13 protein-coding genes are annotated in these 18,559 nt (G+C 66.9%); 9 read left to right on the top strand and 4 right to left on the bottom strand.

The features are described from left to right. Window positions 1-240: 240 nt before the first annotated feature. Window positions 241-1,239 (bottom strand): polyprenyl synthetase family protein, encoded by a 999-nt coding sequence (locus R5H29_RS13750; protein WP_049452246.1) that lies wholly within the window; start codon window positions 1,237-1,239, stop codon window positions 241-243. Between the two features lie 214 nt (window positions 1,240-1,453). On the opposite strand from R5H29_RS13750, the gene R5H29_RS13745 reads away from it, so the two are divergent. Further along, window positions 1,454-3,067 carry an alpha-glucosidase family protein gene (locus R5H29_RS13745; protein ID WP_134735506.1) on the top strand — a complete coding sequence of 538 codons (1,614 nt, stop codon included), beginning with the start codon at window positions 1,454-1,456 and terminating at the stop codon, window positions 3,065-3,067. Between the two features lie 278 nt (window positions 3,068-3,345). On the opposite strand, the gene R5H29_RS13740 is transcribed toward R5H29_RS13745, so the two are convergent. Continuing rightward, complete coding sequence (locus R5H29_RS13740; protein WP_332329301.1) at window positions 3,346-6,102, bottom strand: TonB-dependent receptor; 2,757 nt, start codon at window positions 6,100-6,102, stop codon at window positions 3,346-3,348. A 275-nt stretch (window positions 6,103-6,377) separates the two neighbouring features. Next, a complete protein-coding gene (locus R5H29_RS13735; RefSeq protein WP_332329300.1) occupies window positions 6,378-8,432 on the bottom strand; it encodes a glycoside hydrolase family 97 protein in 2,055 nt (684 codons plus the stop codon). 237 nt (window positions 8,433-8,669) lie between these two features. On the opposite strand from R5H29_RS13735, the gene R5H29_RS13730 reads away from it, so the two are divergent. The 5 genes from R5H29_RS13730 (at window position 8,670) to R5H29_RS13710 (ending at window position 15,034) form a co-directional block, all read left to right on the top strand. Beyond that, entirely contained in the window at window positions 8,670-10,862 is a 2,193-nt protein-coding gene (locus tag R5H29_RS13730; RefSeq protein WP_332329299.1) for an MGH1-like glycoside hydrolase domain-containing protein, read from the top strand. Continuing rightward, a complete protein-coding gene (locus tag R5H29_RS13725; RefSeq protein WP_171952356.1) occupies window positions 10,859-12,346 on the top strand; it encodes an MFS transporter in 1,488 nt (495 codons plus the stop codon). The genes R5H29_RS13730 and R5H29_RS13725 overlap by 4 nt, the downstream gene beginning before the upstream one ends. Next, window positions 12,346-14,061 carry an alpha-amylase family glycosyl hydrolase gene (locus R5H29_RS13720; protein WP_332329298.1) on the top strand — a complete coding sequence of 572 codons (1,716 nt, stop codon included), beginning with the start codon at window positions 12,346-12,348 and terminating at the stop codon, window positions 14,059-14,061. Before R5H29_RS13725 ends, R5H29_RS13720 begins: the two co-directional genes overlap by 1 nt. A gap of 127 nt (window positions 14,062-14,188) precedes the next feature. Further along, on the top strand, window positions 14,189-14,575 hold the full coding sequence (locus tag R5H29_RS13715; RefSeq protein ID WP_134730436.1) for an SseB family protein: 387 nt from the start codon (window positions 14,189-14,191) through the stop codon (window positions 14,573-14,575). A gap of 141 nt (window positions 14,576-14,716) precedes the next feature. Continuing rightward, window positions 14,717-15,034 (top strand): hypothetical protein, encoded by a 318-nt coding sequence (locus R5H29_RS13710; protein ID WP_111201188.1) that lies wholly within the window; start codon window positions 14,717-14,719, stop codon window positions 15,032-15,034. A gap of 111 nt (window positions 15,035-15,145) precedes the next feature. Here R5H29_RS13710 and R5H29_RS13705 read toward each other — a convergent pair whose 3' ends face one another. Further along, window positions 15,146-16,177 carry a LacI family DNA-binding transcriptional regulator gene (locus tag R5H29_RS13705; RefSeq protein ID WP_332329297.1) on the bottom strand — a complete coding sequence of 344 codons (1,032 nt, stop codon included), beginning with the start codon at window positions 16,175-16,177 and terminating at the stop codon, window positions 15,146-15,148. 139 nt (window positions 16,178-16,316) lie between these two features. Between R5H29_RS13705 and R5H29_RS13700 the strand changes: the two genes are divergently transcribed. The 3 genes from R5H29_RS13700 to R5H29_RS13690 all read left to right on the top strand — a co-directional run bounded on the left by R5H29_RS13700 (window position 16,317) and on the right by R5H29_RS13690 (window position 18,547). Further along, the gene (locus R5H29_RS13700) at window positions 16,317-16,712 is read left to right on the top strand and encodes a hypothetical protein (protein WP_332329296.1); all 396 of its coding nucleotides are present in this window, start codon (window positions 16,317-16,319) and stop codon (window positions 16,710-16,712) included. Between the two features lie 172 nt (window positions 16,713-16,884). Continuing rightward, entirely contained in the window at window positions 16,885-17,448 is a 564-nt protein-coding gene (locus R5H29_RS13695) for a single-stranded DNA-binding protein (RefSeq protein WP_332329295.1), read from the top strand. A 202-nt stretch (window positions 17,449-17,650) separates the two neighbouring features. Next, window positions 17,651-18,547: a TIM barrel protein gene (locus R5H29_RS13690; protein ID WP_332329294.1), complete on the top strand. Its 897-nt coding sequence runs from the start codon at window positions 17,651-17,653 to the stop codon at window positions 18,545-18,547. The last annotated feature ends 12 nt before the right edge of the window (window positions 18,548-18,559 follow it).

The raw sequence follows: 18,559 nt of genomic DNA, 5'->3' as shown, positions 1-18,559 counted from the left end.
AGTGCCGGCCGCTGGCCGGCAACCTCATGATGCTGCGGATGTCATCGGGAATGCCGGCCAGCGGCCGGCACTACCGATGCTTCAGTGCCGACCAACGGTCGGCACCTACCGATGCTTCAATGCCGGCCAGCGGCCGGCACTACCAGATGCGGTCAATGCGACCGTTTCAGTGCCGACCAACGGTCGGCACCCACCGGAATGCCGGTTTGGTAGGTGCCGACCGTTGGTCGGCACTACCGGTCAATGCGAGCGCTGCACCGCGTAGCGGGCCAGGCCACGCAGGGCGGCCACGGCATCGTTGTCGCCCAGGCCATCGAGCGCGCGCTCGGCGGCTTCGGCATATTCCTCGGCACGCGCGCGGCTGTACTCCAGGCCGCCGGTGGCACGGATCGCGGCCAGCACTTCCGGCATCGCCGAGGCGTCGCCGTCCTGCACGATGGTGCGCAGGCGTTCGCGGGTAGCGTCGTCGGAGTGGGCCATCGCGTGGATCAGCGGCAACGTGGCCTTGCCCTCGGCGAGGTCGTCGCCCAGGTTCTTGCCCAGCTCCTCGGCGTTGGCCGAGTAGTCCAGCACGTCGTCGGCGATCTGGAATGCGTAGCCCAGGTGCATGCCGTAGTCGAACAGGGCCTGCTGGGTCGCCTCATCCACGCCGCTGGCCAGCGCGCCCAGGCGGGTGCCGGCGGCGAACAGCACCGCGGTCTTGCGCTCGATCACGCGCAGGTAGGCGGCTTCGTCGGTATCGGGGTTGTGCACGTGCAGCAGCTGCAACACCTCACCCTCAGCGATGCGGTTGGTGGCATCGGCCAGGATCTGCATCACCGACATGCGCTCCAGCTCGACCATCAGCTGGAAGCTGCGCGAGTACAGGAAGTCGCCGACCAGCACGCTCGGCGCGTTGCCCCACAGCGCGTTGGCGGTGCTGCGGCCGCGGCGCAGGCTGGATTCGTCCACCACGTCATCGTGCAGCAGGGTGGAGGTGTGGATGAACTCGATGATCGCCGCCAGCTGGTGGTGTTCTGGGCCGGCCTGGCCCACCGCGTGGCCGGCCAGCATCACCAGCATCGGGCGCAGGCGTTTGCCGCCGGCGGAAATGATGTGGTCGGCGATCTGGTTGATCAGCACGACGTCCGAAGACAGCCGGCGCCGGATCAGGGCGTCGACGGCGGCCATGTCGGCCGCGGCAAGCGACTGGATCTGGGGCAGGCCCAGGGCGGGACGGGTGTCTTCGGTGATGGTCATGCGATCAGGCTTTCAGGCTCACCACTGATTATAGGCGCTGGCCGTGAATTCGGGCGCAAACCGGTCCGCGCGGCAATTCCAGCCCGGCCTGCGCGGCCCTCCGCGTGAATACGTATGCAGGTTGCGCCATGCCCGGGAGGCCACCGCTAAGCTTGCCGGATCAGGATTTCGGCCCGCTGCTGGCGGGTCCCGCATGCCCGGAGGGGGGCTGTCGATGTCGCACTATCCATGGTGGCGCGGAGCCGTCATCTACCAGATCTACCCGCGCAGTTACCTTGATGCCAACGGCGATGGCGTGGGCGATCTGCCCGGCATCATCCAGCGCCTGGACCACATTGCCGCGCTGGGCGTGGATGCGATCTGGATCTCGCCGTTCTTCAGGTCGCCGATGGCCGACTTCGGCTACGACATCGCCGACTACCGCGACGTCGATCCGCTGTTCGGCAGCCTGGACGACTTCGACCGCCTGCTGGCCAAGGCCCACGGCCTGGGCCTGAAGGTGATGATCGACCAAGTGCTGAGCCACACTTCGATCGAGCACGCCTGGTTCCGCGAGAGCCGCCAGGACCGCAGCAATCCGAAGGCCGACTGGTACGTCTGGGCCGACCCGCGCGAGGATGGCACGCCGCCGAACAACTGGCTGTCGCTGTTCGGCGGCTGTGCCTGGCAGTGGGAGCCACGGCGCGAGCAGTACTACCTGCACAACTTCCTGGTCGACCAGCCGGACCTGAACTTCCACAACCCGGACGTGCAGCAGGCCACCCTGGACAACGTGCGCTTCTGGCTGGACCGCGGCGTGGATGGCTTCCGCCTGGATGCGATCAACTTCTGCTTCCACGACGCACAGCTGCGTGACAACCCGGCCAAGCCCGCCGACAAGCGGGTGGGGCGCGGCTTCAGCCCGGACAATCCGTACGCCTACCAGTACCACTACTACAACAACACCCAGCCGGAGAACCTGCCCTTCCTGGAGCGCCTGCGCGCGCTGCTGGACGAGTACCCGGGCGCGGTGAGCCTGGGCGAGATCTCCTCGGAGGACTCGCTGGCCACCACCGCCGAGTACACCCGGGACGGCCGCCTGCACATGGGCTACAGCTTCGAGCTGCTGGTGGACGACTACAGCGCGGCCTACATCCGCGATACGGTCTCGCGGCTGGAAGCGGCGATGACCGAAGGCTGGCCGTGCTGGGCGGTGTCCAATCACGACGTGGAGCGTGCGGTCAGCCGCTGGGGCGGTCACCCGGCCGATCCGCGCCTGGCGCGGATGCTGGTGGCGATGCTGTGCTCGCTGCGCGGCTCGGTCTGCCTGTACCAGGGCGAGGAGCTGGGCCTGGCCGAGGCCGAGGTACCGTTCGAGGCCCTGCAGGACCCGTATGGCATCACCTTCTGGCCGAATTTCAAGGGCCGTGACGGCTGCCGCACCCCGCTGCCGTGGACCGATGCGCCGTTAGCGGGTTTCACCACCGGGCAGCCCTGGCTGCCGATCCCGGCCGAGCACCGCGCGGCGGCGGTGGCCGTGCAGGAGCGCGACCCGCATTCGGTGCTGGCGGCGTTCCGCGCGTTCCTGGCCTGGCGGCATACCCAGCCGGCCCTCCTGCACGGCAGCATCAGATTCCTTGAAAGCGCCGAGCCTGTGCTGCTGTTCGAGCGTATGCTTGCAGATGAAACCCTCCTGCTGGCCTTCAACCTGTCGGCCGAGGCGGTGACCCATCCGCTGCCGCCGGGGAACTGGCAGCAGGTGGCGGTACCGGGCCCGGATGCGGGCACGGTGCAGGGCAACGAACTCCAGCTGCCGCCGCGCGCGGTGTATTGCGCCCGACGCAGCTGACCGTTTTCTCCGGTGGCGGTACTTGCGGGGACGGGGCCGAAGCGCCCCGTCCCTTTTTTGTGGGTGGAGTTCCAGAGAACGGCATCCACGCATGGCGTGGATCTACGGGTTGGAGCGTCGCTGCATGGGCCTTGCCGATCCGCTGCCGGCATTCGCGCAGAAGAAAACCCGCTGCCTGCGCAGCGGGTTTCCGGTCCTGCTCCCTTTGTGTTGCCGGCCAGCGGCCGACGCTACCGGGTTCGGGGTGCCAGCCAGCGGCCGGCACGACCCGGCCGTGATCAGAACTTGTAGTTCACGCCCAGCATGTAGGTGCGGCCCCATTCGATGTACTCCAGCGGGCGGTCCTTGCTGCCGGCGTAGGTGCGGTACGGCTCGTTGGTCAGGTTGCTGCCCTGCAGCAGCAGGGTCAGGCCACGCAGGGCGCTGCTGTCGCTGAAGGTGTAGCTGACCTGCGCATCGGTCACGTTTTCGCCGACGACATAGCGCAGGCTGCGGTTGCCGTTGAAGTTGCCGATCTCACCGATGAAGTCCGATCGGCGGCGCTGGCTGACGCGTGCTTCAAAACCGCTGCGCTCGTAATAGGCAGTGAAGTTGTACACGCGCTTGGACAGGCCCGGCAGGCTGATCGGGTCACTGCCCACGCTGGAGGCGCTCTCCGGATCCAGGATGGTGATGTCGCTCTTGTTGAAGGTCGCGCTGGCCTGCACGCCGAAGCCACGCAGGCTGTCGGTCAGCATCTCCAGCGGGAACGAGGCGGTCAGCTCCAGGCCCTTCAGCGTGCCGCCCTTGCCGTTCTGCGGCGCGGAGAATGTGCCGGTTGTCAGCACCGGTGCGGTCATGCCCGGCGGCGGCACGTAGCTGCCCAGCAGCGCGGTGAAGTCGTAGTTATCGACCGACTGGGTGTAGACGTAGCTCTTCAGGTCCTTGTAGAAGATCGCGGCGGCCACGTAGGCCTTCTCGCCGAAGTACTTCTCATAGGACAGGTCCAGCGCGGTGGCACGCCATGGGTCCAGCAGCGGATTGCCGCCGCTGCCGCCGGGGCGGCCGGTGCCGGTGTCCACGCCGAACTCCAGGCCGGCGCGCATCTGGTCCACACGTGGGCGTGCGACCTGCTTGGCGACGGCGAAGCGCAGCGTCTGCTGGTGCGGGAACAGGAAGGCCAGGTTCAGGCTCGGCAGCCAATCGTTGTAGGTGCGGCCGTTCGAGTATGGCTGCACGTTGTTGCCGGCCGACTGCGAGCTGTCCCAGTAGCGCGAATCCGAGCTCTGGTCGGTGTGCTGCATCTGCACGCCGATGTTGCCGCGCACGCCGACGTCGCCGATGTCGGCGTTGATGTTCAGGCGCGCCCAGGCGGTGGTGATCTTCTCCTGCACCGTCCACGACTTGGGAATCAGGTAGTCCAGGTTGTCGACCGGGTTGAAGGTCATGTAGCGGCCGACCGCGGCCGGGACGTTCCAGGCCGGGATGGTGCCGAGGCCGGCGAAGCCGAGGTTGACCGGGCGATACTGCAGGTCCGAGGCGATGTTGGCATCGCCCTGCGCACCCAGCAGGATGTTGCCTTCGGACTGGGTCTTCACCTTGCGGCGGTCGGCGTAGTTCACGCCGATGTCGATGTCCGGCGCCCACGACGCGATGGCATCGGGCAGCGCGATGGTGGCGGCCAGCTTGCCACCCTTCAGGCGGTCTTCCACCTGCGGCACCTTGCCGTAGCCGGAGCCGTAGATGGTGTTGGTCAGGAACAGCGCATCGGGATTGGAGTAGTTCAGGCCCGGGCTGATCTGCGAGAAGCCGTTCTGGCGGATCGACACGCCGACCGTATCCAGCTGTGGCATCGGGGTCAGCTGCAGGTTGTTTTCCAGGTTCAGCTCATCGCGCGTGGCCTTGGAGTAGTTCAGGTCGGCGACCAGCTTGACGCCGCTGAAGTTGAACTCGTTGTTCCAGCCGAACGCATCGATCTTGTCCTTGCGCTTGTTGTACATGCCGCGAACCAGCGGGTACACGCCGCTGGCGGTGCCGCCGGTGAACGAACCATTGGGGTTGACCTGCGGGTTGCTGACCAGCAGGCCCGGGGTGTAGTTGCCGTTGTAGTTGCTGAGGTTCAGCTCGAACTGGTTGGCGGTGTCGATCTGCTCGGCTTCGGTGTGGAATGCATCGAAGGTGCTGGTCCAGCTGTTGTTCGGCCGGAACTGGATCGTCGCCATCACGCCGTCGCGCTTGTTGTTGCCGGTGCGGCGCAGCGCCTTGATGCCATCGGAGAAGTAGGTGCCGACGCCCACGCCCGGACGGTCGCCCTTGTCGGTGTGCTCGGTGGTCCACGGCTCGTACAGGCCGACCTGGTTCTCCTGGATCGGCATGTCGCTGTGCGCGTAGCCGATGGCGATGCCCAGGGTCTTGTCCAGGAACTGGTCGATGTAGCTGGCGCTGAAGCGGTTGCCGTATGGATCGACGTTGGCGGCGCGGCCCAGCGAACTCTTCTGGTAGCGGCCACTGACCGCGATCACGCGCTCGCCGAAGCTGAGCGGGCGCGCGGTCTGCATGTCGATGGTGCCCGACAGGCCCTGGCCGACCAGCGCCGCGTCCGGGGTCTTGTACACCGTCACGCCGTTGACCAGCTCGGACGGGTACTGGTCGAACTCGACGCCGCGGTTGTCGCCGGTGCTGACCACTTCGCGGCCGTTGAGCAGGGTGGTGGCGAAGTCCGGCGACAGGCCGCGCACGCTGATCACCTGCGCACGGCCCGCCACGCGCTGCGCGGCCAGGCCGGGCAGGCGCGAGATGGACTCGGCGATGCTGACGTCGGGCAGCTTGCCGATGTCTTCGGCGGAGATCGCTTCGACCACCGAGGTGGCGTCCTGCTTGACCGCGATCGCGCTCTCGATGCCGCGGCGGATGCCGGTGACCTGCACCGTATCGAGGTTGGTGGCGGCGGTGCCGGCCGGCGTGGTGGTGCTCTGCGTGGACTGTGCCGACGCCAGCGTCGGCGCCAGGACAACGGCCATCGCGATGCTCAGCGCGCTGCGCTTGTGGTTCAACATTTTCCCCTCCCAGGCAATGTTGCAGATCGATTTGTGAGCGTTCCGGCGGGGCCGTGAACGTGCGACGCGGTGGCCGCTGTCGTCGCCGCTATGGTAGGCAGCGTGTTCTTCGCGGGAATCACCCTGCATACGTATTCAATGGCGTTTGCAGGGATGTAATCGCTTTCAAGTATCTCGTTCTGTAGAGCCGAGCCCATGCTCGGCTGCATTTCGGTGCTACGCACCGCCGCCCGAGCGTGGGCTCGGGCGCTACGGGGGCGCAGGCAGGAAAACATTCAGCGGACCGGCGTGAAGCGAATGGCCTGGCCACCGCCCGGTGCCAGCACCAGCGTCAGTGCATCGGCGCTGGTCACTTCGCGGGTTTCGCGTGCGAACGCGAATGGATTGCTGCGGAAATCCGCGCCCTCGCCATCGCGATAGATCTCGGCGCGATAGCGCACGCCCGGCTCAAGGAAGCCCAGCGATACCGGCAGCATGCGGCCGTGCTCATCGGTGATGCTGCCGAGGAACCAGTCGCGGCTGTTGCGGTCGCGGCGCACGATCGTCACGTAGTCGCCCACTTCACCATCGAGCACGCGGCTCTGCTCCCAGTCCACCGCCACGTCCTCGATGAAACGGAACGCCTCGCGATGCTGCAGGTAGTGTTCGGGCAGGTCGGCGGCCATCTGGATCGGGCTGTACAGCACCACGTACAGCGCCAGTTGGCGCGCCAACGTACTGGGGATGGCCTGGCCGTGGCGGCCCTTCAGGCTGAGGATGCCGGGGGTGTAATCCATCGGCCCGGCCAGCATGCGGGTGAACACCAGGTTGACCTCGTGCTCCGGCGGGTTCGGCGGCTGGCCCCAGGCGTTGTACTCCATGCCGCGTGCGCCTTCGCGCGAGATCCAGTTGGGGTAGGTGCGGCGCAGGCCGGTGTCCTTGATCGGCTCATGCGGGTTCACCGACAGGTGCCGGCGCGCGGCTTCCTGCACCACCTTCAGATGGTGGCGGGCCATGAACTGCCCGTCGTGCCACTCGCGCCACAGCGGTCCCCCTGCCGGATTGCGACGATCGACCTGGCCGTCGTCGCACACATAGCCGGTCTTGAACTGGTCCACGCCCAGCCTTGCATACAGGTCCAGCGCGGCACCCAACTGGTCCTCGTAGTGCTCGATGGCGCAGCCGGTTTCATGGTGGCCGATCAGGTGTACGCCCTTCTTCAGGCCATATGCCGACAGCGCTTCAATGTCGAAATCGGGCGTGGCCCGGGTGAAATCGAAGTCATAACCATTGCCCACCCACATGCCGTCCCAGCCCGGGTTCCAACCCTCCACCAGCACGCCACGGAAGCCGTGCGCAGCGGCAAAGTCGATCACCTTCTTCGTCTTGGCGGTGGTGGCCGCGTGCTTCGGCCCGGTCGCCCAGCTCTCGTTGTCCAGGTGCATCGACCACCACACGCCCAGATACTTGGCTGGCTTCACCCAGCTCACATCGCCCAGCGCGTTGGGTTCGTTGAGGTTGAGGATCAGGTCCGATTCGACCAGGCCACCGGCGCGGTCGGCGATCTGCAGCGTGCGCCACGGCGTGGCGAAGGGCAGGGCGCGGCGTACCTTCCAGCCTTCGGCCGAGGGCGAGAGCTGCGCGCGCAGGCGCTGCCCCTCGGTGCGCCGCAGCCACATGCCGGCATAGTCCACCAGCGCCGCCTCGTGGATCGCCAGATGCAGGCCATCGCGGCTGCGCAGGGTCATCGGCGTATGCACCAGCGGTACTTCGCGTAGCGGCGTGCGCTGGTAGAGGTATTCGTAGTGGATCGGTTCGCCGGCGGGGATCCACCAAGCGGTGGATTCAGGCGCGATGGCAAACTCGGTCAGCTCGTCATCGATGATCGCTTCGCGCAGGTTCGGCTGTTCAGGGAACACATAGCGGAAGCCGAGACCATCGTCGTAGACGCGGAACACCACATCCAGCCGGCGCTTGCTGCCGGTGGTTTCGGCCAGCTGCACGGTCAGCTCGTTGAAGTGGTTGCGGGTGAGCCGGCGCTCGCCCCACGGCTGCTCCCAGCTGTCGTCGACGCTGCGCTGCTGCTGGCCAAGCAGGGCGAAATCGCGGTCCAGGCGGCCGTCGCGCAGGGCAAAGCCAAGCTTCGAATCCTCCACCACGGGTTCGCCGAAACGCTCGACGCGGTAGCGCGCGGTGCCGCCGTCCAGCACCAGGCTGACCTTCAGCACCTTGCCCGGCGATTCGACGCTGGCCACCTGGGGCGTGGCGTGTACCAGCGTGGCCCATCCCATCAGGGCCAGGCCGAGCATGTGCGCGAATAGCGCGCGTACAGCAGTGGATGACATCGGCAATTCCCCTCCCAAGGCGCCGTTGGCAGACCCGGACCATAAGCCAGCGCGGCGGGCGCGCTACCGCGTGACGCCATGAATACGTATGCAACTGGACGCAGTCGACAGCCCCGCGTCTACCATGGGGCCCAGGCACCTTGAGGGAGGGGCCGCGCCCGCCCGCCTGCAACGACGGTGCGGACCTACAACGCGTGCAGAGAGGGAGGGAGGCCGACGGGCGCAAGCCGGTCCGCCGCTTCGATGCTGAAGATCATTTGCCTGACCGCTGCCCTGGGGGCAGCGCTGGGGACGACCGCGCAGGCGGCCGACCTGCAATTCGACGGCCGCCATGCGCGCGCCGAAGCCGCTGCCAATGGCAGCTTCGTGCTGCATGCGCCGAAGGGCGCAGTGCAGATCGCAGCCGCACCGATGCGCAGCCAGACCGGCAGCGTGATGTTCGATGCACTGTTCGCGCTGGCCCAGCAGGAGATGGACCAGGACCGTGTGGACGCGATTCGCGATCCCGCGTTCGACGAAGGCCGGCCGGTGCCGTGCGAGTGCTTCCAGACCGGCGCGCGCTGGCCCTATGTGTGGACCCGCGATGTCAGCTTCGCCGCCGATCTGGCACTGGCACGTCTGGACCCGCAGCGCACCCGGCAGTCGCTGCAGTTCAAGCTGTCGGCAGCCCGTGACGGGCGTACGCCCGGCCTGTTCGTGGCGCAGGACACCGGGTCCGGCGGCAGCTGGCCGATCAGCAGCGACCGCGTGGTGTGGTTCCTGGCGGCACGCCACCTGCTGGAGGACCGAGCGTTTGCCGATCAGGTCTGGCAGGCGCTGCAGGGCACGCTGGCGCAGGACCGCGCGATGGTGTTCGACGCGCAGGTGGGCCTGTACCGCGGCGAGACCTCGTTCCTGGACTGGCGCGAGCAGACCTATCCGGACTGGACCCGCGAGGACGTGCGCTTCATCGGTGATTCCTACGCACTGTCCACCAACGTGCTGCACTACCAGGCACTGCGCCTGGCCGAACGCCTGGCCGGGCAGCACGGCGATGCCCGCGCGGCTGAGTACAAGGCGTGGGCCGATGCGTTGGCGCAGCAGATCGATACGCGCTTCTGGCGCGAAGACATCGGCCAGTACATGAGTTACATCGGTGAAGCCGCGCACCCGGTGCCGTACGCCAAGGTGGATCTGCTCGGCCTTTCGCTGGGCATCCTGGCCGGGGTGCTGCCGCCGGAGCGCGCGCGGCGTGCGCTGGCGGCGTATCCGATGGGCCCGGCCGGCAGCCCGGTGGTGTGGCCGCAGGAGGCGCAGCAGCCGATCTACCACAATCGCGCGATCTGGCCGTTCGTCAGTGCGTACTCGCTGCGCGCGGCGCGGCAGCTGGATGATGCGCCGCGCATCGCCGCCGAAATCCGCTCGTTGATGCAGGGCGCCGCGCTGGCCGGCTCCAACATGGAAAACTACGAGCTGGTCAGCCAGGCCGTGCATGTCGAGGAAGGCGCACTGAGCGGCCCGGTGGTCAATTCCGAACGCCAGCTGTGGTCGGTGGCCGGCTATCTGTCGATGGTGGTCGAAGGCGTATTCGGCGTGCAGGACGATGGCCGCGTGCAGCCCAAGCTGCCGGCCGTACTGGTGCCCGAACTGTTCGGCAAGCAACGCCGCATCTCCCTGGAGGCCAACGGCAAGCGTTATGTGCTGGAGCGGCCGAAGCAGCTGGCCGATGGATTGCTGGTAGCGGGCAAGGTGAAGATGCGTGGTGCCACCACCACCGTGCAGCTGGTCCCCACAGCAGCGGCGCCGCGCAGCGTAGCAATGACGGCCGACGCCAATGCGCGCGCACCGGCCACGCCGGCCGCACCGCAGGCGCGGCGCAAGGGCAGGGGCTGGAACGTCGAGGTCGCTGCCGGCCAGGTGCTGTGGCAGGACGGTCGCGCGCTCACCGCCAGCAACGGCCAGGCGCACATCAGTGACGATGGCCTGCAGCATTGCCTCAGCCTGACCCGGCGCGACAACGCATTGGAATCGCTGCACAGCCCGACGGTCTGCGTCGGTCCGCAGCAGGTGCTGAAGGGCGAGGATCGCTGGCAGTTCACCTCGGCCAAGGCCGGGCAGGTGCGTCTTCGCCTGCAGTACCGCAACCCGAACGGGCCGATCAACACCGGCGTCACCGCTGCGGTGAAGCAGCTGGTGCTGCAGTGCCCGGGCCAGCCGTTGCAGCGGCACACGGTTACGCTGCCGCACAGCGTGGCGGTGCAGGACTCGACTTCGGCAACGTTCGTTGTGGCCAAGGGGCAGTGCACCGTCGCGCTCGAAGAAGGCTTCAACATGAGCGCGCTTGAACATTTCGCGCACTACACCGGGGGCAAGGGTGGCCGCGAAGGCGTGCTCAACCAGGCCCAGGTGCAGGCGCTGACGGTGGCGCCGGTGGCGATGGAAGAGGGTGCACGATGAATCGCACGGCAAAACCGCAGCTGTCGTTCTGGCAGATCTGGAACATGTGTTTCGGCTTCCTCGGCATCCAGTTCGGATTCGCCCTGCAGAACGCCAATGCCAGCCGCATCTTCGAGACGCTGGGCGCGGATATCGACGCGGTACCAGGGCTGTGGATTGCCGCGCCGCTGACCGGCCTGCTGGTGCAGCCGGTAATCGGCTACCTGTCCGACCGCACCTGGACGCGCTGGGGGCGCCGTCGTCCGTACTTCATGATCGGTGCGGTGTTGACCACGCTGGCGCTGCTGGTGATGCCGAACTCGCCGACGCTGTGGATCGCGGCCGGCACGCTGTGGGTACTGGATGCCTCGATCAACGTATCGATGGAGCCGTTCCGTGCCTTCGTCGGTGACCAGCTGGCGCCACGCCAGCGTCCGGCCGGCTATGCCATGCAGAGCTTCTTCATCGGCGTGGGTGCCATCGTCGCCAGCTTTCTGCCGTTCATCCTGGCCCACTTCGGCGTTGCCAACACCGCGTCCGCCGGGGAAGTGCCCGACACTGTGCGCTATGCGTTCTACTTCGGCGCGGTGGTGCTGCTGGCGGCGATCACCTGGACGGTGGTCAGCACCCGCGAATATTCACCGGCGGAGCTGGCCGGGTTCGATGATGCCGAGCCACCGGAACATCACGCGGCGGCCGCGATCAACGGCCCGGCTTCATGGACGCGGGTCACCCTGTGGCTTGGGCTGGGTGTGCTGTTGGCGCTGCTGATCGCCTGGCGGCAAGGCGACCGGATGCTGTACGTGCTGGCCGGCCTGTGCGCCGGCTACGGCCTGCTGCTGGCGGCCGCGCGCGCGCTGCCGGCCACGCATATGCTGGCCGCCATCGTCGGCGACCTGCGCGCGATGCCGGTCACCATGCGCCGCCTGGCGTGGGTGCAGTTCTTCTCGTGGTTCGCGCTGTTCGCCATGTGGATCTACACCACCGCTGCGGTGGCCGGTACCCACTTCGGTTCGACCGATCCACAGTCGGCCGCCTACAACGAAGGTGCCAACTGGGTGGGCGTGCTGTTTGGCGCTTACAACGGCTTCGCTGCGCTGGCGGCGGTGCTGATTCCGCCGATGGTGCGTGCGATCGGCCTGCGCTGGAGCCACCTGGTCAACCTGTGGCTGGGCGGCGCCGGCTTGGTCTCGCTGATGTTCATCCGCGACCCGCACTGGCTGCTGCTGTCGATGGTGGGCGTCGGCTTTGCCTGGGCCTCGATCCTGTCGTTGCCGTATGCACTGCTGTCCGACAGCGTGCCGGCGTCGAAGATGGGCGTGTACATGGGCATCTTCAATTTCTTCATCGTGATCCCGCAGCTGGTGGCGGCCAGTGCGCTCGGCTTTGCCCTGCGCGCATGGCTGGGTGGCCAGCCGATGCATGTGCTGGTGCTGGGCGGCTGCAGCCTGTTCCTGGCCGGCCTGTGCGTGCTGCGGGTTCCGTCCCGTCCGGAGGTGGTGTGATGCGTGGTGTCCTGGCTGTTGCTGTTTCCCTTGCCCTGTTCGCCGGCCAGGCCGTGGCCACGCCGCGCCCGGACTACGTCGGCACCACCGAGCCGTTCGCCAGCGATGCGGTGTACTTCGTGGTCACCGACCGCTTCGTCAACGGTGACCCGGCCAATGACCATCGTGACCAGGGTGGCGCGCACCGCACCTTCGACATCCCAGTGCCGTGCCCGGACAAGGTGGACGGCAACATCGGCTACCTCGGTGGTGATTTCCGCGGTGTGCTCGACAACGCGCAGTACATCCGCAACCTCGGTTTCGGCGCGGTATGGATCACGCCCATCGTCGACAACCCGGACGAGGCGTTCACCGGCAGCAAGCCGATCAGCTGCACCAGCACGCTGACCGACCGCGGCAAGACCGGCTACCACGGGTACTGGGGCATCAACTTCTACAAGCTCGATGAGCACCTGCCCAGCAAGAACCTGGATTTCGCCGGGCTGACCAAGGGCCTGCACGGTGCTGGCTTGAAGGTGGTGCTGGATATCGTGGGCAACCACGGCTCGCCGGCCTGGACCATGCCGACGCGACAGCCGCAGTTCGGCCAGATCTTCGACAAGGACGGAAAACTGATCGCCGACCACCAGAACCTGCCGCCGCAGAAACTGGATCCGAAGCACAACCCGCTGCACGCGTTCTACAACAACATTGGACCGGTCGACAGCAAGGATGGCTCGATCTTCGATGGCAACCTGGCTGAGCTGTCCGACTTCAACCAGGACAATCCGGCGGTGATGGACTACCTGGTCGGTGCCTACCTGCAATGGACCGCGCAGGGCGTGGACGCATTGCGCATCGACACCATCGGCTGGCTGCCGCACCCGTGGTGGCATGCCTTCGTCAAGCGCATCCGTGCCGAGCACCCGGGCATGTTCATGATTGGCGAAGCCTTCGACTACAACGCGGCGACCATTGCCGAGCACACCTGGCCATCCAATGCCAACGTGAGCGTGCTCGATTTCCCGTTGCGCGGCGCACTGGAGCAGACCTTCGGCACCGCCAACAAGGGCTTCGAGACCCTGGCTGAGCCACTGCACCTGAGCGGTGGCCCGTATGCCAATCCGTACGAGCTGATGAGCTTCTACGACAACCACGACATGCCGCGCCTTCAGGCCAGTGACACCGGCTTCATCGATGCGCACAACTGGCTGTTCACCGCGCGCGGCATTCCGGTGGTCTATTACGGTTCGGAAACCGGCTTCATGCGCGGCCGCGCCGAGCATGCAGGCAACCGTGCCTACTTCGGCCAGCCGCGCGTGGACGCTGCACCGCAGAGCCCGATCTTCGCGCCGCTGCAGCGCATTGCCAAGCTGCGCGAGGCCACCCCGGCCCTGCAGCGCGGCCTGCAGGTGAACGAACGCCTGCAGGGCGATGAGGCGGTGTTCTTCCGCGTGCTGCAGCAGGGCGAGGTGGCGCAGACCGCGCTGGTGCTGCTGAACAAGGGCGACCAGGCCAGGACGCTCACCGTGGCGCGTTACGTCCAGTCCGGCCGCTGGCGCGATGCACTGGACGGCGGTTCGTTGCAGGTGGATGCCTCCCTGGAGGCCGAAGTGCCCGCACACGGCGTGAAGGTGTATGTGCTGGATGCCGCCGTGCAGCAGCCAGCGCTGCAGGCCGAGCTGGACAAGGCGATGACCGAACAGAAGGCTCGGGACCAGCGTCTGGGACGGTGAGGGCGCCGCCGGGCATGGCCCGGCGCTACCGCACTGGTGGGTGCCAACTTCGGTTGGCACGCTCTTCGAGCAGTCGAGCAGGCTCGACCCTACAATAGGCCCCCCCCTGACGCCCCGCCGTACCGCCATGACCGACCTCGCCCCGCAGACCCCGATCGAAACCCTGTTGAAGGCGGCGATGGACGGGGCGGTGCCGATCCGCGCCTTCATGGAGGCCTTCGTCGCTTCCGAGGTAGTGCTGCTGACCGGCAGCCTGGTCACGCCCGACGGCAGCGGCTTCGACCCGCTGCTGTTCGACAAGCAGGGCATCCTGCACGTGGCCGTATTCACCGATCCGTCGCGGGTGGGCATCTACAGCCAGCAGGCCGAACACCAGATCCGCTGGCTGATGCTGGACGTGCTGCGCCGCGTGCCGGGTGGCTACGGCGTGGTGATCAACCCGGGCACCCAGCTGGGTTTCGAGATCTCGCCCAGCGGCGTCGGCGAGATCCTGAAGGACTTCGCCCAGGGTTGATTGTCATGTAGAGCCGAGCCCATGCTCGGCTGCCGTTCGCGCAATGCCGGATCAGTCGAGCACGGCGCGACCCTACAGAACGCTTCCCTTCGGGTGCAGTACGTGGTTCCTTTTGGATAACATCAGGATCGAGGCTCTGCTGTGGAATTGAAGGAATTACCTGTCGGCTCACCGGCACGATCACGCCATTCCCGCTCCGCACTGATCTTCCTGATCGCGGCGATCGTTGCCGCGCTGGTGTCCGTGCCCCTGCTGCGCGCGGTGGGCATCGTGCAGTGGCCGGCATTCGCCATTGCCTGGCTGATCAACCTGGGTTCGGCCTGGTATCTGGCCCAGTGGGCACGCCAGCAGGGCCGTTCGGCGTGGGCCTACGGATTGCCGGCGGTGCTCGGTACCGTCGCTTCGATCGTGGTCTATGTGCTGTTGGCGTTGCTGGGGCCGAAGGCCGGGGCACGCTGAACCTGCGCGCCTGTCGCGGGTAGTTTGCCGAGCACGGCTCGGCACTGGCACTAGGGTAAGACCAAGCCAAACAACAAGGGCGAGGCCAAGAGCGATCCCGCCCTGCGGCGCCTACCCGCGCAGCGACGATTCCCGCACCACCAGCTTCACCGGGATGCTCTGGCCCTCCACCGGTTGCCGGCCGATCAGCGCCAGCAGGCGCTCCACCAGCAGCTGGCCGGCCTGCTTGGTGTCCTGCTGGACCGTGGTCAGCGCCGGAGACACCGAGGCCGCCAGCGGGATATCGTCGAAGCCGGTCACCGCCACGTCCTGCGGCACCCGTAGCCCGGCCTCGCGCAGGGCGCGCATCGCACCGATGGCGATCAGGTCGCTGGCGGCGCAGATCGCATCGATCGGTTCGCCGCGCGCCAGCAGCGCCTGGCAGGCCTCTTGGCCGGAAGCCTCGGTGGTGATCGCATCGTGCTGCAGCGCCGGTTCGGCGGCCAGGCCGTGGTCCTGCAGGGCCGCGACATGGCCGCGGTAGCGCTCCTGGAATTCGGGGTAATGGCTGGAGGCATGGCCGAGGAAGGCGATGCGGCGGCAGCCCTGCTGCAGCAGGTGGGTGGTGATGTCATGCCCGCCCTGGAAGTTGTCGCTGCCGATCGACACGCCCGGCTGGCCGGGCAGGGCGGCGCCCCAGCGCACGAAGTGCGTGCCCTGTTCGACCAGCCGCTGCAGGCGGTCGCGCGATTCGTGGTAGTCGCCGTAGCCGAGCAGGATGATGCCGTCGGCCTTGTTGCTGTCCTCGTAATCGGCCTGCCAGTCGGTGGACAGCTGCTGGAACGAGACCAGCAGGTCCTGCCCGTGCAGCGCGCAGGCGCGGGTGATCGAGCCCAGCATCGAATGGAAGAACGGATTGATCAGCGAATCGTCGTTGGTCGGGTCTTCGAAGAACAGCAGGGCCAGCGTGCCGGCGTTGCGCAGGCGCAGGCTGGAGGCGTTCTTGTCGACCTTGTAGTTCAGCTCGCGGGCGATGCGCAGGATGCGCTCGCGGGTCTCGGCGTTGACCATCGGGCTGCCGCGCAGGGCCCGCGACACGGTTGGCTGGGAGACCCCGGCCAGGTGGGCGATGTCCAGGGAGGTGGCTTTGCCTTTGATCGTCATGGGAACGCGGGAGGGGACGGGGGGAAGGGTGCACGGGCATGATGCCATGGGGTGGCTGCCGGCCGTCCTGGCCGTCACTGCTTGTGGCCACGGTCGCGGTCGTGCGACGGTCAACACCATAGCCTGATGGAGCCAAGCGGTGACCTTTCGCCTGTACCCGGGTGTCCCCGACGATTTCGAGGCGCGGATCCGCATCCTTGCGCCAGAGGAGGGTGGGCGTCGCAGCCCGGCCCGGAACGGTATCCGCTGTGACTTTGCCTACGCCGATGACGCCGGGGCGCCAGAGCTGTTCATGATCTGGCCCGACTTCCGTCACGCCGAGGGCGACAGCTGGGCGACCGAGCTGCCGCTGCCGGTGGGCGAGCCCCTGTTGGCCGGCCTGACCGTGGTCAATGAGGTGCTCAGGGCGGGGCTGCACCGGGAGCGTATCCGGCCCGGCGTGCGCTTCCACTGCCATGAAGGGCCCAGGGTGGTGGCGGTGGGGGAGGTCACACGGGTCACCGGCTTGCTGCTGGATCGCCCCCTGCTTCGTTGAGGTCGGTTCCGACCCGGATCGGCCGGATTCCCGACGGGCCGGGGGCGAAGGGAATGGTAAGATGCCTCGTTCCGATATCCCCCCCATTCGCAACCGCGGGAGGTCCAGCGTATCGGCACCCCGTCGGGTGTGCTATCACTGGTCCAGCCCCGGACAACGGAAGAATCCATCTATGGCGCGCGGCATCAACAAAGTCATCCTGGTCGGCAATCTCGGCAACGACCCGGACGTGAAGTACACCCAGAGCGGCATGGCGATCACCCGCATCAGCCTGGCCACCACCAGCGTCCGCAAGGACAAGGATGGCAACCAGCAGGAGCGCACCGAATGGCACCGCGTGGTGTTCTTCGGCAAGCTCGGCGAGATCGCCGGCGAGTACCTGCGCAAGGGCAGCTCGGTCTACGTCGAAGGCAGCCTGCGCTACGACAAGTACACCGGCCAGGACGGCGTGGAGAAGTACTCCACCGACATCATCGCCGATGAAATGCAGATGCTGGGCGGCCGCGGTGAAGGTGGCGGTGGTGGCAGCTACGGCGGCGATCGTCCGCAGCGCCAGCAGGCGCCGCGCCAGGAGTACGGCGGCGGCGGTGGCCAGCGTGGCGGCCAGGGCGGTGGCTATGGCAACCAGGGCGGCAACCAGGGCGGCGGTTACGGCAACCAGGGCGGCAACCAGCGCCCGCAGCCGCAGCAGGCGCCGCCGATGGACGACTTCGCTGACGACGATATTCCGTTCTGATCGGACGCTCGCCTGCAGCAGAAAAGAAAGCCCCGCTCATGCGGGGCTTTTCTTTGTCCGCGATTGCTACGGAGTTGTGCCCCGCAGCATTGAATTTTCGTGCACCGCAACTTGCAAGCATCCAATTTCCTCCCCTATGGTGCAATCGATTGCATTGCTGTGGATCGTTGCGTTTGATACCGGTTGGGAGGCCGGAAGGTGGATGTCCATCCATTCGATCAGACCGGCTCCTTCGAGGGGGCTCACGCGGCGCGATGCGCTGCGCATGGCGGTTGCTGGAGGCGTAGCTCTGGGTACTGCGGGAGCGTTGCCTGCATTCGCCACCACTGCACCGCTGAAGGGCAACCTGAAGCAGGCCGTGGCCCGCTGGACCTTCCCGCAGCTGTCAGTTGCCCAGCTCTGCGCGACGGTGAAGGACATCGGCTTTGCCGCGATCGACCTGGTCGGCCCCGAAGACTGGCCCACGCTGAAGGCCCATGGCGTCTACAGCTCGATGTGCAACGGCGCGGAGCTGGGTCTTACCAAGGGCTTTGCCGGCCGTGAGTTCCACGACCCGCTGGTAGAGCGCTACACGCGGCACATCGATCTGGTGGCCGATGCCGGTTACCGGAATCTCATCTGCTTCTCTGGCAACCGCAACGGTATGGACCCGCATGACGGCATGGCCAATGCCGAGGCTGGCCTCAAGCGCATCCTCGGGCATGCCGAGAAGCGCGGTGTGGTGCTGGTGATGGAGCTGCTCAACTCCGAGGTCGATCACCGCGACTACCTGTGCGACCACTCGGCCTGGGGCGTGGAGCTGTGCCAGCGGCTCGGCTCGGACAACTTCGGCCTGCTGTACGACATCTACCACATGCAGATCATGGAGGGCGACATCATCGCCACCATCGGCAAGCATCACGCCTGCTTCAAGCACTACCACACCGCAGGCGTGCCTGGCCGGCATGAGATCGGAGACCAGCAGGAGCTGAACTATGCAGCGATCTGCCGCGCGATCCGCGACACCGGTTTCAAGGGGTATCTGGCGCAGGAGTTCACGCCTGCCGCGCCCGATCCCGTTGCCTCATTGCGCGAGGCGATCCGCCTCTGCGACGTCTGAAACGATATCCAC

This window comes from Stenotrophomonas sp. A3_2, from assembly GCF_036624925.1.
In the GTDB taxonomy this organism is placed as follows: domain Bacteria; phylum Pseudomonadota; class Gammaproteobacteria; order Xanthomonadales; family Xanthomonadaceae; genus Stenotrophomonas; species Stenotrophomonas hibiscicola.
This window is presented reverse-complemented; position numbering and strand designations above follow the sequence as displayed.

Excerpts from the sequence above, each read along its gene's own strand:
- R5H29_RS13725 (WP_171952356.1), top strand. The coding sequence starts at position 10,859 with ATGAATCGCACGGCAAAACCGCAGCTGTCGTTCTGGCAGATCTGGAAC.
- R5H29_RS13720 (WP_332329298.1), top strand. The coding sequence starts at position 12,346 with ATGCGTGGTGTCCTGGCTGTTGCTGTTTCCCTTGCCCTGTTCGCCGGC.
- R5H29_RS13690 (WP_332329294.1), top strand. The coding sequence starts at position 17,651 with ATGTCCATCCATTCGATCAGACCGGCTCCTTCGAGGGGGCTCACGCGG.
- R5H29_RS13705 (WP_332329297.1), bottom strand. The coding sequence starts at position 16,177 with ATGACGATCAAAGGCAAAGCCACCTCCCTGGACATCGCCCACCTGGCC.
- R5H29_RS13740 (WP_332329301.1), bottom strand. The coding sequence starts at position 6,102 with ATGTTGAACCACAAGCGCAGCGCGCTGAGCATCGCGATGGCCGTTGTC.
- R5H29_RS13730 (WP_332329299.1), top strand. The coding sequence starts at position 8,670 with ATGCTGAAGATCATTTGCCTGACCGCTGCCCTGGGGGCAGCGCTGGGG.
- R5H29_RS13750 (WP_049452246.1), bottom strand. The coding sequence starts at position 1,239 with ATGACCATCACCGAAGACACCCGTCCCGCCCTGGGCCTGCCCCAGATC.
- R5H29_RS13715 (WP_134730436.1), top strand. The coding sequence starts at position 14,189 with ATGACCGACCTCGCCCCGCAGACCCCGATCGAAACCCTGTTGAAGGCG.
- R5H29_RS13695 (WP_332329295.1), top strand. The coding sequence starts at position 16,885 with ATGGCGCGCGGCATCAACAAAGTCATCCTGGTCGGCAATCTCGGCAAC.
- R5H29_RS13745 (WP_134735506.1), top strand. The coding sequence starts at position 1,454 with ATGTCGCACTATCCATGGTGGCGCGGAGCCGTCATCTACCAGATCTAC.